Source organism: Spirosoma pulveris, assembly GCF_054781875.1.
The window spans coordinates 70,544-85,959 of record NZ_BAAGTO010000009.1; the positions used below are offsets into that span (position 1 = coordinate 70,544).

Annotated in this window: 17 protein-coding genes; 12 read left to right on the forward strand and 5 right to left on the reverse strand. The window is 49.3% G+C overall.

Features of this window, described 5'->3' with window-relative positions; all coding sequences use genetic code 11:
• The first annotated feature begins 51 nt into the window (after nt 1-51).
• The 3 genes from ACYVJM_RS24425 to ACYVJM_RS24435 are packed head-to-tail and all read left to right on the forward strand — an operon-like array spanning nt 52 to nt 1,754.
• Complete coding sequence (locus ACYVJM_RS24425; RefSeq protein WP_461150858.1) at nt 52-588, forward strand: hypothetical protein; 537 nt, start codon at nt 52-54, stop codon at nt 586-588.
• On the forward strand, nt 506-1,315 hold the full coding sequence (locus ACYVJM_RS24430; RefSeq protein ID WP_461150859.1) for a phosphoglycerol geranylgeranyltransferase: 810 nt from the start codon (nt 506-508) through the stop codon (nt 1,313-1,315). The genes ACYVJM_RS24425 and ACYVJM_RS24430 overlap by 83 nt, the downstream gene beginning before the upstream one ends.
• Nucleotides 1,316-1,319: 4 nt before the next feature.
• The gene (locus ACYVJM_RS24435; protein ID WP_461150860.1) at nt 1,320-1,754 is read left to right on the forward strand and encodes an energy transducer TonB; all 435 of its coding nucleotides are present in this window, start codon (nt 1,320-1,322) and stop codon (nt 1,752-1,754) included.
• Nucleotides 1,755-1,839: 85 nt separating this feature from the next.
• On the opposite strand, the gene ACYVJM_RS24440 is transcribed toward ACYVJM_RS24435, so the two are convergent.
• From ACYVJM_RS24440 to ACYVJM_RS24450, 3 genes are all read right to left on the reverse strand, one after another.
• Nucleotides 1,840-2,766 carry an AraC family transcriptional regulator gene (locus ACYVJM_RS24440; protein ID WP_461150861.1) on the reverse strand — a complete coding sequence of 309 codons (927 nt, stop codon included), beginning with the start codon at nt 2,764-2,766 and terminating at the stop codon, nt 1,840-1,842.
• Between the two features lie 172 nt (nt 2,767-2,938).
• Nucleotides 2,939-4,108, reverse strand: coding sequence for an acyl-CoA dehydrogenase (locus ACYVJM_RS24445; protein ID WP_461150862.1), 1,170 nt, complete (start codon nt 4,106-4,108; stop codon nt 2,939-2,941).
• An 85-nt stretch (nt 4,109-4,193) separates the two neighbouring features.
• Nucleotides 4,194-4,652, reverse strand: coding sequence for a MaoC family dehydratase (locus tag ACYVJM_RS24450; protein ID WP_461150863.1), 459 nt, complete (start codon nt 4,650-4,652; stop codon nt 4,194-4,196).
• A gap of 59 nt (nt 4,653-4,711) precedes the next feature.
• Between ACYVJM_RS24450 and ACYVJM_RS24455 the strand changes: the two genes are divergently transcribed.
• A complete protein-coding gene (locus ACYVJM_RS24455; protein WP_461150864.1) occupies nt 4,712-5,521 on the forward strand; it encodes an alpha/beta fold hydrolase in 810 nt (269 codons plus the stop codon).
• A 25-nt stretch (nt 5,522-5,546) separates the two neighbouring features.
• Here the strand turns inward: ACYVJM_RS24455 and ACYVJM_RS24460 are convergent, their stop codons facing one another.
• Nucleotides 5,547-6,221: a TVP38/TMEM64 family protein gene (locus ACYVJM_RS24460; RefSeq protein ID WP_461150865.1), complete on the reverse strand. Its 675-nt coding sequence runs from the start codon at nt 6,219-6,221 to the stop codon at nt 5,547-5,549.
• A gap of 86 nt (nt 6,222-6,307) precedes the next feature.
• On the opposite strand from ACYVJM_RS24460, the gene ACYVJM_RS24465 reads away from it, so the two are divergent.
• The gene (locus ACYVJM_RS24465) at nt 6,308-7,447 is read left to right on the forward strand and encodes a cystathionine gamma-synthase (protein WP_461150866.1); all 1,140 of its coding nucleotides are present in this window, start codon (nt 6,308-6,310) and stop codon (nt 7,445-7,447) included.
• Nucleotides 7,448-7,553: 106 nt separating this feature from the next.
• Here the strand turns inward: ACYVJM_RS24465 and ACYVJM_RS24470 are convergent, their stop codons facing one another.
• Nucleotides 7,554-9,935 carry a TonB-dependent receptor gene (locus ACYVJM_RS24470; protein ID WP_461150867.1) on the reverse strand — a complete coding sequence of 794 codons (2,382 nt, stop codon included), beginning with the start codon at nt 9,933-9,935 and terminating at the stop codon, nt 7,554-7,556.
• A gap of 251 nt (nt 9,936-10,186) precedes the next feature.
• Between ACYVJM_RS24470 and ACYVJM_RS24475 the strand changes: the two genes are divergently transcribed.
• The 7 genes from ACYVJM_RS24475 to serS all read left to right on the forward strand — a co-directional run bounded on the left by ACYVJM_RS24475 (nt 10,187) and on the right by serS (nt 15,314).
• Nucleotides 10,187-10,417, forward strand: a complete 231-nt coding sequence (locus tag ACYVJM_RS24475; protein ID WP_461150868.1) for a DUF4926 domain-containing protein — start codon at nt 10,187-10,189, stop codon at nt 10,415-10,417.
• Between the two features lie 79 nt (nt 10,418-10,496).
• Nucleotides 10,497-11,192 carry a tetratricopeptide repeat protein gene (locus ACYVJM_RS24480; RefSeq protein ID WP_461150869.1) on the forward strand — a complete coding sequence of 232 codons (696 nt, stop codon included), beginning with the start codon at nt 10,497-10,499 and terminating at the stop codon, nt 11,190-11,192.
• 180 nt (nt 11,193-11,372) lie between these two features.
• A complete protein-coding gene (ribH, locus tag ACYVJM_RS24485; RefSeq protein WP_461150870.1) occupies nt 11,373-11,873 on the forward strand; it encodes a 6,7-dimethyl-8-ribityllumazine synthase in 501 nt (166 codons plus the stop codon).
• 82 nt (nt 11,874-11,955) lie between these two features.
• The gene (locus ACYVJM_RS24490; protein ID WP_461150871.1) at nt 11,956-13,281 is read left to right on the forward strand and encodes an aspartate kinase; all 1,326 of its coding nucleotides are present in this window, start codon (nt 11,956-11,958) and stop codon (nt 13,279-13,281) included.
• Nucleotides 13,282-13,347: 66 nt separating this feature from the next.
• Nucleotides 13,348-13,476, forward strand: a complete 129-nt coding sequence (locus ACYVJM_RS24495; protein WP_461150872.1) for a nucleotidyltransferase domain-containing protein — start codon at nt 13,348-13,350, stop codon at nt 13,474-13,476.
• A 175-nt stretch (nt 13,477-13,651) separates the two neighbouring features.
• Complete coding sequence (locus ACYVJM_RS24500; RefSeq protein ID WP_461150873.1) at nt 13,652-13,897, forward strand: HEPN domain-containing protein; 246 nt, start codon at nt 13,652-13,654, stop codon at nt 13,895-13,897.
• A gap of 145 nt (nt 13,898-14,042) precedes the next feature.
• Nucleotides 14,043-15,314 (forward strand): serine--tRNA ligase, encoded by a 1,272-nt coding sequence (serS, locus tag ACYVJM_RS24505; RefSeq protein ID WP_461150874.1) that lies wholly within the window; start codon nt 14,043-14,045, stop codon nt 15,312-15,314.
• Nucleotides 15,315-15,416 lie beyond the last annotated feature (102 nt).

The window sequence follows — 15,416 nt, forward strand, 5'->3', positions numbered from 1 at the left end:
CATACACCACTACTTATTGGTTCCTTTTACTCGAATCCTTACTTACTTGCAATGGAAGACCCTAAAGTACCTTTTGCCGATACTACTGCGCGTCGAGCCCAGTTAATGGCTGCTACTGAGCAGTTTAAAACATCAATTACCGATGGCGTTGATGCGATTAAAGGAGATGCAACGGAAGTTGGCAAAACAGCTGCGTTTGTAGCAGGTGCTGCTTTAGCCGTATATTTGGTTGTAAATGCCATTCTGCCTAAATCCGACGAGTACCGATACGCCGAAAAGTACGGCGAGCCAGACGAGGAGGATTATGACTATGATGAGAGCGACGATGAGGATAGCGACTACTCTCATCCTAAAGCGCCAGCGCATAAAGCCATAAAGCAGCAGGCCAACAAAGTTCAAAAGTCAGCCGCAGCCAGTGGGTTGATTGGTGGTCTTCTAACATCTGTTCTGACCAACATAGCCCGCGAGCAGCTGACTGGATTTTTAGCCCGCATACGTACAAATAATGCCATCAATCCAACTGCCGAACCAACCCAATACCACAAACAGGCCTCCACAGAGCCTGTTGACTATACTCCGGGATTATAAGCTGTCTGGCCGCAAAGCATTTGCCGTCTTGCTCGACCCCGATAAGGTCGAGCAAGACGCGTTTTCTACCCTGCTGAATCGAACGGCTGATTATCCTGTCGATTTTTTTCTGGTAGGTGGTAGTCTGGTTACCGATTATGCTCACAAAGAGGTGGTCGCCACAATTCGGCGGCACTCCAACACGCCCATTATTCTCTTTCCCGGTAACCCGCTTCATATCGAACCAACGGCCGATGCGATCCTTCTTTTATCGCTTATTTCGGGGCGTAATCCAGACTTTCTGATTGGGCAACATGTTATAGCCGCTCCTTTACTGAAGAAAAGCGGTCTGGAAATTTTACCCACGGGCTACATGGTGGTCGACAGTGGTACCCAAACTACTGTCTCGTACATTAGTGGTACAATGCCGTTACCCCACGATAAACCCGATGTAGCTGCTTGTACCGCTATGGCAGGTGAAATGCTTGGCCTGCAGTTAATGTATCTGGATGCCGGAAGCGGGGCTCGCAGACCGGTATCAACCGCCATGATTGCTGCTGTTCGCAAAGCCGTTAATGTCCCGATTATTGTTGGTGGGGGGATAACGTCCGGCGAAAAAGCCTATGAAGCGCTGAAAGCTGGTGCCGATCTGATTGTTGTTGGCAACGGTGTGGAGCAGGATCCGGACCTATTGCCTCAATTGGCAACTGTAGTGCGCGAGTTTAACCAATCCGTTGTTCAAGCCTAAACTCATGAAATCCGTTGTTCGAACCTTACTGGCTGGATTAATTACCGCCTTTTGTTCTTTGGTAAGTTACCAGGCCGACGCGCAGTCAGCGTCCGAAAAAGTATATACCGTTGCAGAAGTGCAGCCTGAATTTCCGGGCGGGTACACAGCGTTAAGTCGTTATCTGGCCGAAACAATAAAAGTGCCGGGTTCTATGGTGCGGAAACATTATGACACCGGACCCATAGCAGCCAAATTTATTATCAATGACATTGGATACGTTCAGGATGTGCGTATCACGATGAAACCCCTCGACAAAAAGACGTTGAGAGGGGTACAGGCCTATATAACAAACATCATTGCTGCTATTGAAAAAATGCCGCGCTGGCAGCCCGGTCTGGTAGGGGGCAAAGCTGTACCGGTGTTCTATACACTGCCGATCGAGATAACGATGCAGTAGTAAGGCTGAGTTTAGGTAGTAAACAAAAAGTGGCTGTCGCAAAGGAAACAATCCAGCGCCAGCCACTTTTTAGTTGACCACTTTATTACACATTCATTAATGATTCCCGACGGCGCATTTTACCGGCTGGAATTCCGAACATCATTTTGAAGCGACGACAGAAATAAGCGGTGTCTTTATAACCCACTTCGGCACCGATGGCCCGGATGCTCTTCTTGCTCGTCCGCAGCAGGCCAACGGCCGCTTCCATACGCTGGTACTCGATATAATCCTGCGGATTGATACCCGTCAACATTTTAAAATACTGCCCAACATAATCTTCCGACACGTTAGCCACGTTTGCCAGCACTTTGTTCGACAGATCGCCACCCAGGTTTTCCTTGATATAGGCGAAGATGTCGATCAGACGAGGGTCTTTAAAGTAAGTACTGTTGGTAACAAGCTGCTCAACGAAGAGGTGGTTTTTGAGGATGTATCGAACAACCTCAATAACGATTTCTTCCGTTTTGATCTTGATAATCCGTCCTTTACCCGCCAGGTCGGTCATTTCTTCAGCCAGAATCTGATCGATGGTTGTGGCCAGGTGCTCTTCCCGCTTGATAATGAACGGTGGTACGTCGAGTGAGTTGAAGAAGTTGACCGAATCGAACACCTTCGCTTCAAAAGACACGTAGCCGAATGAATTAGGCAAATGACCAATTAGCTTGGGGTCATTGTTGCCCTCCCAATACGACTCCCGGTGCGTCATGAATTCCTCATTCGAAACGATTTTGGGATTTGTTGGGTCACCATACGTTACGGTAACGTGTTTGCCACCCGGAATGAACAGCATATCCCCTACATCCACCTTTATCTTTTCGTCTCCGATTGAAACTTCGCCATTGAAAAGAATGAGTAGCGTATTCTCAACATCATAGAAATTTTTGATGGTGATAGGCTGTAGAATCCGAATGTTGCGGGCCTTAATAAACTTCACGCCCAGTGATTCGATAATTTTATTATAGTCTTCCATAGCTGAAAGGTTCGTCTCCTAGATTGTATTCGTGCACAAAGTTGCACAAAACTAATAATTTGTACAAAACTAATACAAGTATAAAAGTTTCCAAATAATAAAAAAAATAGTGCGTATTCGCTTTGAACACGCACTACACCTTAAGAAAAATTCTATTTTACCAAGAAAAGGCTCAGCGGATGAGTTCTCGGGCAATAACTAATTTTTGTATTTCAGATGTACCCTCGTATATCTGGGTGATTTTTGCATCCCGCATTAAGCGCTCCACGTGAAATTCTTTGACATATCCGTAGCCTCCGTGAATCTGTACAGCTTCTGTTGTTGCCCACATTGCAACATCCGATGCAAATAATTTGGCCATAGCAGCCGCCTGTACATAATCCTTGTGTTCGTCTTTAAGACGAGCGGCTTTGTATACCAATAACCGGGCAGCCTCAATTTTGGTTGCCATCTCGGCCAGTTTAAACTGAATAGCCTGATGGTCAAATATTTGCTTCCCAAATGCTTTCCGTTCCTGGCTGTATTTCAAAGCCAGTTCATAAGCTCCGGCGGCAATGCCCAGCGCTTGCGCAGCAATACCGATGCGGCCACCGTTAAGCGTCGACATGGCAAATTTAAAGCCAAAACCATCTTCGCCAATTCGATTTTCTTTCGGCACATGCACATCTGTGAACAGCAACGAGTGCGTATCGGAAGCACGAATACCCATTTTGTCTTCTTTCTTTCCGACAACAAAACCCGGCGTTCCTTTCTCCACAATCAGGCAGTTGATCCCCCTGTGTTTCTTCTCGCGGTCAGTTTGGGCAATAACCAGGCAGATACCGGACGAGCCGCCGTTGGTTATCCAGTTCTTGGTACCGTTAACTAAATAATAATCTCCTTTATCCTCGGCGGTGGTGGCTTGAGAGGTCGCATCGGAACCTGCCTCGGGTTCCGACAGGCAGAAAGCACCCAGGGTTTCGCCCGATGCCAGCCGGGTTAAATATTTTTGCTTTTGCTCTTCCGTTCCGAATGCTTCGAGGCCATAACAAACCAGTGAGTTATTAACCGACATCACCACCGAAGCCGATGCATCGACCTTGGAGATCTCTTCCATAGCCAGTACATACGCCACCGTATCCATGCCGCCCCCGCCGTAATCGGGCGATACCATCATGCCCATGAAGCCCAGTTCGCCCATGCGCTTTACCTGCTCGGTCGGAAATCGGGCTTCGTTATCACGCTCCACAATGCCGGGTAAAAGCTCTGTCTGGGCAAAATCGCGGGCAGCTTCCTGTACGGCAAGATGCTCCTCCGATAAATTAAAGTTCAACCCCTGTAACTCCAGCGTTGCTGATGCCATCTGAATTGTATAGTTTAGTTTTGTTGATTGTTGAGAGTAACGTAAAAGTAAGTAAAAAAGAAGAAATAGTATGCATGCATACGGTTTACTTCTCGAATAGCAAGGTGATCAGTTCGGCGACGCAAGCCGGTTTGGGCGAATGTTCCAGCTCGAAGATGCATTCCATAATGACCCGAAGTCCTTTGTCCTGTGGTTCCACCAGCTTGAGCGTCGCTTTCATTCTTAAACGACTGCCTACCGGTACAACATGTGTAAACCGGATTTTATTAGCGCCGTAGTTGATCCCCATACGGACCGAATCGATCCGATACAGTTGGGCCATAAGCCTGGGAGCCAGCGAAAGCGTCAAAAAACCATGCGCAATGGTTGTCTTAAACGGCGATTCCTCAACAGCGCGCGCTGGATCGGTATGAATCCACTGATGATCGCCGGTTGCCTCGGCAAACAGATTGACCATTTCCTGAGTAATCGTCAGATAGTCGGTTTCACCCAGCGATTGCCCGACATGGGCTGAGAAATGGGCCAGATCAGTGAATGTTTTCATAGTGAAATCGAATAAGGCGAATAAGCACTACTATCAGCGCTTGTACGTAATTTTGTTTTATGGGCGAAACGACCGGTAATCAACAGTTTATATTTCAGGATAGCCGCATCACCTATCAGAAATTAGGCAGCGGTTCAACGGCGCTGCTGGCGTTTCATGGCTTCGGACAAAGCAGTCATATTTTCAAGACGTTTTCCGACGCTACGGCCGGGCAATTTACTATTTTCGCCATAGATTTATTCTTCCACGGAGATAGCCATTACCTCAGCGACCAATTGCTGACCAAAGCAGTCTGGTGCCGATTGATCGAGCAGTTTTTGCAGGCACATAACGTCGAGCGATTCGCGCTGATGGGTTTTAGTCTGGGCGGACGATTTGCGCTGGCAACCGCAGAACTCTTCGCCAGTCGACTCGATCAGCTGATCCTGATTGCGCCCGATGGCATTACCCGAAATGGCTGGTATCAACTGGCAACGGGTTCTGTGGCAGGACGCAATCTGTTTCGCTACGTAATGCGCCATTTGTCTATACTGAGCACGTTCGGTCATCTGTTGACCCGACTTGGCTTCCTGAACAGAACCGTTATGCGCTTTGCCGAAGTTTCTCTGGCAACCCCACAACAACGGGCGCTGGTATACCGAAGCTGGACGCAATTCCGGCTGATCCGTCCAGACCTGACCCGTATTGCCCAAACACTTCGGCAATATTCGGTGCAGGTTCGCTTTTTTACCGGTGCTTTTGATCGGGTTATTCCCGGTTCGTACATTCTTCCGTTAGCAGATCAACTGCCAGACTACGAGCTAACGGTACTAAAAACGGGCCACAACCGGTTGCTGGAACTAGTTGGGGAGAAGTTGGCCAGTGTTTGACCACATTCAATCGACACAGCGGGCCTTACGACTTTAGAGACCGTTGTATAACTTGCCAGAGTCCGGCAATGGAAACAAGAATCAGGACTACAATAACAATTTGGGTCCAGGAGCTTTGGTTGGGATTCTCCAGCAACGCTTTTATTTCACGCGCTTCGTGACCCGACCAGATGGCAATCAATGTCCGGGGAGTCATTCCCAGAAAACCACCCAACACTATATTTCTCAGCTTGGCCCCCGACAGGGCGAACATCAGGTTCGTCAAGCCAAAGGGGAGAATGGGCGACAGCTTGGCGAAGAAGATAACTTCCAGCTCATTGTTCAGTATACGATCCAGTACTGATTGCGCCTTCGGATTGCGCTTTAGAAAAGCGATGAATCGGTCGTGGTCGAGCCAGTGTACCAGCAGATTTATAAAGAGTATACCGCCAAAATTGATGATAAAAATGGGCAGAACGGCATTCCAGCCTAGAAAATAGCCGAAGATGAGCGCCAGCATGGTGGGTGGAGTAAGCCCGGCCGAGGTAATGGAACAGGCTATCGTAATAAGCACCCACTGCCAGGTTGTAAAGCCCGCAATGGTGGCTTCGTGAACTACCGCAAAGTAGGTCAATAGCGAGGTAAAGACGATTGGCGTTACCGACAGTAAAACTCCCAGAAGAGCCGGACCGGTAACAGATTTAGGAATAGATAACTTCACACTTTATCAAACGGGTAAAGGGCCGTTCTGGTTTTAGTTGTCAGGTAACGCACCACTCTGCGTTACAATCTTAGTTACATTTGATTATGAAATTCGGAACCAAAGCCATCCATGCCGGTATTGAGCCGGACCCCACAACGGGCGCCATTATGACGCCCATTTACCAAACATCGACCTACGTTCAGGAGTCGCCGGGCAAGCATAAGGGCTACGAATACGCCCGTACGCAGAATCCTACCCGAAACGTCTTGCAAACTAACCTCGCTGCCCTCGAAAACGGGAAACATGGCATCTGCTACTCATCGGGCTTAGGCGCAACAGATGCAATTCTTAAACTGTTCAAACCCGGCGATGAAATCATCGCCAGCAACGACCTCTACGGCGGTACGTACCGCATCATGGTGCGGGTTTTTCAGGAATTTGGACTGAAGTTCAACTTCGTCGATTTATCCGATGCATCGAAGCTGGAAGCAGTTATCACGCCCGCAACAAAGATGGTCTGGATTGAAACGCCAACCAACCCGCTGCTTCGTCTGGTGGATATTGCAGCGATTGCAACCATTACCAAGCAACGTGGTATTCAACTGGTGGTCGATAATACCTTTGCTTCGCCCTACCTGCAAAATCCGCTCGATTTAGGGGCCGATATTGTTATGCACTCGGTGACGAAATACCTCGGCGGACACTCGGATACGGTCATGGGGGCCATTATCCTGAACGACGACGAAACCGCCCAACGGCTGGCGTTCATTCAAAATGCCTGCGGAGCGGTACCTGGCCCGCAGGATTGCTTTCTGGTATTACGCGGCATTAAAACGTTGCACGTCAGGATGCAGCGCCATTGCGAGAACGCCCAGAAAGTAGCAGAGTATTTGCAGCAGCACCCTAAAGTGAGTCAGGTACATTATCCCGGACTTCCTGCGCACATTGGCCATGAGCTGGCCAAGAAGCAAATGCGCGGCTTTGGCGGTATGCTGTCCTTCGAGCTGAAAGGCGATTCGATGCCCGAAGCCGTTCGGGTTATGGAGAGCTTTGAAGTGTTTTCGCTGGGCGAATCGCTGGGGGGCGTTGAATCGCTGTGTACGCACCCGGCCAGCATGACCCACGCCAGCATCCCAAAAGAAGAACGGATCAAAAATGGCCTCAAAGACACTCTGATCCGGCTCAGTGTGGGCATTGAAGATGTGGACGATCTGATTCAGGATCTAGAACGAGCAATAGGTTAGAACCGGGATTTTTATGATTTTTTTGACTGACTATGATTTTTCAAGCTTTCGAAGAAAGCGGTAGATTTGAATCATAGTCAGTCAAAAAAATCACATAAATCCTGGTTTAGAAACGTACCCGCACCCCGGCCAGGAAATTTCGGCCGGCTTGCGGAAAATAACTATTGTCGGCGGTTACTTTTCCTTCTGCGATGTACGGAACCGTGAAACCGTTCGATTCATAAAGCTCATTAAGCACATTGTTGAACAACAGTGTAAACGCAATCTCCTGCGCGAACTTAGGTTTGAGCGCGTAAATCACCCGAATGTCGTTCGTGAAATACGGGTTCAGTTTCCGGCTTTCGTTCGAGGTATTGTCCAGATATTGCTTACCAACGTATTTCGAGAGTAAACCTAATTCCAGCCCTTTAGCGGGCGTGAACAATAACTGCGAACCGGCAATGACGTTTGGCGAAAACGAAATATCCGTCTCACGGTATTGGCGGCTCTCCTGCTGGCCGTTGTCGAGGTTATCCAGATACTCCGTAAAGTTCTTCACCTTGTTCTGACTAAAGGTTGCGTTAACATTCCACCGCAATTGTTTAGCCAGGCGCGCGCCAGCCTCCAGCTCGAGGCCGGCCCGGTAACTACTCGGAATATTGATCCGGTTGTACGCGCCCACGTCGTTCAACTGACCCGACAGCACCAGTTGGTTCCTGTAATTCATGAAATAGACATTGGCCGTAAACGCCAGCTTTTCGCTCTGAACTTTGTAGCCCGCTTCGTAATCGATCAGTTTCTCCGCTTTGGGACGGCTCTCGGGCGTCGATTGCGTATAATCGTTCCGGTTGGGTTCGCGCTGCCCCACGCCCACCGAGGCATATACGGTGCTGCGGTCGTTAATAGTATAGGTTAAGCCGGCTTTCGGGTTGAAGAAAGTCAACTTAGCATCCTGCTGAACATTTTGCAATTGACTATTGAAACCCAAGAATGAGTAATTAATGGTTCGTATCTGTGCGTCGACAAAGCCGTTCAGCTGGGGCGTAAACTGATAGAACGCTTTGGCAAACAGGTTGAAATCCCGCTTGGTCGCATCGTCCTGGTAATAGCGGTCCCGAATGTTACTGTTCCCGGCCACCCGCGACCAGACAATTTCGCCATAATGGATGCCTTTGTACTGATTCCACCCACCACCGATATTAGCCGTCAACTTCCCAAAACTGTTGTAGTCGAACGAGAAGACGGTGCCATAAAAATCGTTATCCAACCACAGCCGACGGATCAAATCTGTACTCTTAATGGTCGAATCACCAATCACTACGTCGGGCAGGCCGTACTTGCTAAACGGATCATCAGCCTTGTATTCTTCGTAATACCCCTTCCCTTTTGTGTAAAAGAACGACAGATTGGCCCGCCAGTTTTTGGTCAACTCATGCGAGGTGATTAACTGATAGTTATCCTGCTGGTAGTTGTCGGTCTGGTTATCGTAAGTAAAGGAATTATATGTCCGGTTCGTTTTCAGGAATTGCTCCGGCACGCCGTTCCAGGCCTGGTACGTTTTTTCCTGACCTGAGAAAACGTTCAGCCGGAAGAAACTCTTCTTGGTATAGTACCCACCCGAAAGATAAAACGACTTCAGATCGGAGGAAGCACGATCGATGTAGCCATCCGAATAAATTTTCGATAGCCGGGCATCCAGCACGAAGTGGTTGTTAAGCAAACCCGTACCAGCCAGCACATTCGCCTTCCGTGTCCCAAACGACCCACCCGACAGGTTTACCTCGGCATAGGGTTTCTCTTCCAGTTTATTGGTCTGAATATTGACCGATGCCCCAAACGCCCCGGCACCGTTGGTCGAGGTACCTACCCCACGCTGAATCTGAACGGTACTCACCGACGAGGCAAAATCCGGCATATTGACAAAAAACGTACCCTGCGACTCCGCATCGTTATACGGAATTCCGTTCAGCGTTACGTTTACCCGTGTGGCATCGGACCCGCGAATACGGATGCCGGTATAGCCTACCCCAGCACCGGCATCGGAAGTCGTTACGATGGAGGGGGTAAAATTGAGCAGTTGCGGAATATCCTGCCCCACGTTTAATTTATTCAGATCACGGCGTGTCACATCCGTGTAGGCAATAGCTGATTTCTGGTTTGCCCGGGTGGCGCTCACAACGACTTCATCAACCGCAACGGCTGTTTTTGATAATTTTATCAACAAAGGCGCGTTTTTAGTTGGATCAATTGGCTGTCTTTGAGACTCGTACCCCAGCATAGATACCACAATCGATGCCGGAGCCGCTTTAAGATTTGTGAATCGGAAGGTACCGGACGCATCCGTAAAGGTACCTTTATACGTACCTTCCAATACAATGGAAGCACCGGGCAGCGGGCCGCCATCGGCATCGTTGACTGTACCCGAAAGAGTAAGTTGAGCCCAGGCGGGCAGCATAGATAGCCAGCATAGAGCTATGACGAGAAACGAGGAAGTCGTCGGTTTTTTCATGACGAAAAAGCGTGACGATAGGCAAGGGGCCTGTCCTACCTTTTATTAGGTCTGATGGTTGCAAGCACTCACAGACACAATCTGTGAATTCATTTCCCTTCGCGGCATTACCCGCGCAGGTTCAATGGGTATAATCTCAGCCCGTTAGGTTGGGGCACCCCTTAGAAGATTAGCAGCGCAAAGTTAACTCAATTTTAACAAAACAAGATTTCATCCTGAGTCGTTTTTGTTTTGAACTAGTGTATTGTCGTATGAACGAGTTTGATTTAGTTGTTTTGCAGGAAGATGCAGCCAACGGACGCTTGCGAGTAGGTGATGTTGGCACGATTTTAACTGTCTATAATGAAGGGAAAGGATTTGAAGTTGAGTTTGTGACATTAACCGGTGAAGCTGTGGCTGTCGAGACGCTTTTGGCGCATCAAATCCGGCCCGTCCGGTCATCGGAAGTATTGGCTGTGCGCGATATGGCGTTACAGGAATAAAATGAATCGTAAACTTTTGACGTATACCCTTTTCCATGATAGTAAATATTCCTAATTTTGCACTCCAAATTGCAAAAGCATGAGCAAGAAGAACCCAGGTCTGGATTTTCTGGAAGACCCAGACGCACTAGAAGGAAAATTAGAAGACGTTGGTGATTATTTCCAACAGAACAAGAATATTGTGCTTGGCATCCTTGGCGGCATTGTATTACTGATCGTTGGTTTCTTTGGCTATCGGTACTACATAAGCACGCAGGACGAAACGGCTCAGGTCGAGATGTTCCCCTCGCTTTATCAACTTGAAGCCGATTCGCTGAAAAAAGCACTCAATGGAGATGGTCGGAATCCCGGTTTGTTAGCCGTTGCGGATAATTACGGATCAACTCCCGGTGGTAATCTGGCCGAATTTTATGCAGGCCTTGGTCTTTTGAAGGAAGGCAAATACGATGAGGCCATCGACCGTCTGAAAGGGTTCAGCTCTTCTGATCTGCTGGTGCAGGCGCGTGCCTATGCCCTCACAGGAGATGCCTATATGGAAAAGAAAAGCTTCGATGAAGCCGCCGATTACTATCGGAAAGCGGCCGATTACAAGCCTAATAAATTCTTTTCGCCAGGCTATCTGCTTAAGTTAGGTATTGCCTATGAACAGGCGAAACAGAACGACAAAGCGATTGCCGCTTACAACGAGATCATCGAGAAATACAATCAGTCCGCTGAAGCTCCTACTGCCAAAAAGTACAAATCCGTACTTGAAGCAGCGGTTGGCGAGTCGTAAGCGTACTTGAATAGATCAATACAGCAAAGGACAAAGCCGACCCGGTTTTGTCCTTTTTTTGTTTTTTGTCACGCTGACGAAGGAAGCATCTTCGCTAAAAGCAAATAAAAAATAAATAGTAACGGTGGCTAACACTCATCCGATGAAGATGCTTCCTTCGTCAGCATGACAAAAAATAAAATGGCATCAGACTTAAAAAACCTCAGCGTCTTTTCAACAGACGAACTCCCCGACATAACGCACCGGAAATTCGGCATTCTGGTTTCGGAATGGAACACCGAAGTGACGGAAGCGCTCTTCGAAGGGGCTTTCCAAACACTGCTAACGCATGGAGCAAAGGCCGAACACATTATCCGGGGCAACGTGCCGGGTAGTTATGAATTGAGCTTAGCCTCGCTCTGGTTCGCTCAGCGCGACGATATCGACGCGGTTATTGCCCTCGGCTGCGTCATTCAGGGCGAAACCAAGCACAATGATTACATCAATCATGCGGTGGCCCAGGGACTGACAAACGTTAGCCTCAAAACCGGCAAGCCCGTTATCTTCGGCGTTCTGACACCCAACGATCAGCAGCAGGCCATTGACCGGGCGGGCGGCAAACACGGCAACAAAGGCGACGAAGCGGCCATCACCGCCATTAAAATGTTAGGATTGCAACAACAGGTTTACAGTAAATTTTAAAGAGTAAAAGAGTGAATGAGTGAAAGAGCGAAAGCATCTCGGACACTCTTTCGCTCTTTCGCTCACTCACTCTTTCACTATTATGCACGTCTGGAAATTTGGCGGCACATCGGTCGGGAAGCCCGAGCGTATGCACTCCATCCGTACCCTGATCACCAGCGACGATACGCGTAAAATCGTCGTACTGTCGGCTTTGTCCGGCACCACCAACGCCCTGTTAGCCATTGGCGAATCGCTGAAAGCAAACAACGATGCCGATGCTCATGCCAAGATTGATTCTCTGAAAGCGCATTACGATGCGTTCCTGAGCGAACTGTATAAAACCACCGACGGGAAAGCGGCCGGTCAGAAAATAGTGGACAGCGAGTTCTCATTCATCCGCTCGCTAACGGGCATTAAGCCGTTTACGCTGAAGCAGGAAAAAGAACTGGTGGCTGAAGGTGAGTTGCTAAGTACGCAGATTTTTCAGGCGTATCTGGTCGAAGAAGGGGTTCCGTCTACGCTGTTGCCCGCGCTGGAGTTCATGCGCATCGACGCCGACAATGAGCCTGAAATTCAGTATACCGAGCAAAAACTCGCCGAACTGCTACCTGCCCATGACGATAAGCAGATCATTGTTACTCAGGGATTCATCTGCCGGAACCCACGGGGCGAAGTCGACAACCTCAAGCGGGGCGGCTCGGATTATACCGCTTCGCTGATTGGCGGTGCCATCCGGGCCGAAGAGATCCAGATCTGGACCGACATCGACGGGATGCACAACAACGACCCGCGTATCGTTAAAAATACCTTCCCCGTTCGTGAGCTGACTTTCGACGAAGCCGCTGAACTGGCGTATTTCGGCGCGAAAATTCTGCATCCGTCCACGATTACGCCCGCCCGGATGTTTGGTGTGCCCGTTCGGTTGAAGAACACCATGGACCCGGCTGCTCCCGGCACCCTCATCGCCGACCGTACCTCCAGCGAGGTATTCAAAGCGATTGCGGCCAAAGACGGTATCACGGCCCTGTACATCCACTCGACCCGTATGCTGAACGCCTACGGATTCCTGCGTCGAATTTTCGAAATTTTCGAGAAGTACAAAACGCCGGTCGATATGATAACGACCTCCGAAGTATCGGTGTCGGTAACGATCGACAATACCGAGCGCCTTCAGGAAATTACGGACGAACTCAACACGTTCTGTACACTCGAAGAGCCCGACCATGATCAAACGATCATCTGCATCGTGGGTAATTTCAGTGCCGATAACGAAGGGGTTGCCGTTCGGGTGTTCAATGCTATGAAAAACATCCCGATTCGGATGGTCTCATACGGCGGTACCGAAAGTAACCTGTCGCTGCTCGTTCATGGTCGTTACAAAGCCGACGCGCTGAACGCCTTGAACGACGGATTGTTTTCGGTGTAACTTTGCGCTCAGAGAAGCGCCATTTCTCAAAGAAATGGCGCTTCTGACCATCAATATCTCCGAGCCATGACTGACGAGCAATTTTTACAGGCCGTAAAGAAGCAAGTCTGCGAGATTGACCCCCAAGCTGAAGTTTGGCTGTTCGGGTCAAGGGCGCGGGGTGATGCTCGTCCGGATTCGGACTGGGATTTTTAGTATTTACGAACAACGATCCGTCTGGGGGGCGAAGGTGGCAATTTTCGGATCAGTTATACGACATTCAATTAAAGAGCGGTCGGATGATTAGCACTATTGTTTGGCCACAACGGGAAAGACGTCGTTATGAAGTTACGGACTTGTATCAGAATGTCGTGGACGAAGGCACTAGACTATGAGCGGCACTAAAGTTGATTTGGTCAAGTATCGCCTTGAGCGTGCCGATATGACACTCGCAACGGCTCGGTTACTAATAGAGGGCAAGGATTGGTTCGGTGCAGCTAACCGGCTATACTACGCTGTTTATCAGGCAGTATCCGCGTTGATGACTCAGGAAGACATTCGAATCAAATCTCACTCCGGTGCAAAAGCGATGCTGGAATTACATTTCATCAAAACTGGTCGCATCGAAAAGAAGTAGGGTAAGCTTTATATCGCTTTATCAGATAACCGGGAAGAAAGTGATTATGGTGCTTTTGTATCCTTTGCTGAAGAAGACGTTCTACCCCTAATCCCACTAACTCAGGAATTTATTGACGTTATCAAACGTCTGATTAACCAGTAATATGCTGCAACTCAATTTTATCCGCGAGAATAAAGACACCGTGTTGGCGGGCCTTGGAAAGCGATATTTCGCCAATGCCGAAACGGTTGTCGACAATGTGCTGACGCTTGACCAGAAACGGCGCGATACCCAAAAGGAACTTGATGATGTATTGGCCCAATCCAATGCCAAAGCCAGTCAGATTGGTGCGTTGATGAAGGCGGGGGACAAGGCCGCTGCCGAAGCTGCCAAAGCCGAAACCGCCGAATTGAAAGCCCGCTCAAAAGACCTCGCCGAAGCCCTTCGCCAGGTAGAAGTTGAGTTGCAGGCCGTGCTCGTCACCATCCCGAACATTCCGCACAGCAGCGTTCCTCCCGGCCGCAGCGCCGACGATAACGAAGTGGTGCTCGAACATGGCGACAAGCCCACGCTTCATGAAGCCGCTCAGCCACACTGGGAGCTGATCAAGAAGTACGACATCATCGACTTTGAACTGGGTGTAAAGATTACGGGAGCGGGATTTCCGGTCTATAAAGGCAAAGGAGCGCGGATTCAGCGCGCGATGATCAACTTCTTCCTTGACGAAGCCCTGAAAGCCGGGTATGTAGAGGTGCAGCCGCCAATTTTGGTTAACGAAGATTCGGGCTTCGGCACCGGGCAACTGCCCGATAAAGAAGGGCAGATGTATTTTGCCACCGAGGATAAACTCTACCTGATTCCAACCGCCGAAGTACCCATTACAAATATTTACCGGGATGTAATTCTGAACGAAAATCAGTTACCGGTAAAGAATGTGGGGTACACACCCTGCTTCCGTCGGGAAGCGGGTTCATGGGGCGCTCACGTTCGCGGGTTGAACCGGTTGCACCAGTTCGACAAAGTGGAAATCGTGCGCATCGAACGGCCCGAAAACTCCTACGCAGCTCTGGAAGAAATGAGCCTGCACGTGCAGGGGTTGTTACAGAAGCTGGAACTCCCCTACCGCGTGTTACGCTTATGCGGGGGCGACATGGGCTTCACCTCGGCCCTGACCTACGATATGGAAGTGTGGTCGGCGGCACAGCAACGCTGGCTCGAAGTTAGCTCCGTCTCGAACTTTGAAACCTACCAGGCCAACCGGCTTAAATTACGGAGCAAGCTAGAGGGGAAAATGCAGCTCATGCACACCCTAAACGGCTCGGCACTGGCGCTGCCGCGCATCCTGGCCTCTATTCTGGAGAACAACCAATCGCCCGAAGGCATCAAAATCCCAAAGGTTCTTGTGCCGTATTGCGGGTTTGAGGTGATCGATTAACCAGCGGTTTAAACAAAAAAGTGCAGCGGTAAGACTATCGCTGCACTTTTTTGTTTTTGTCATCCCGACGCAGGAGGGATCTTCGGTAGAGACGAATACTCG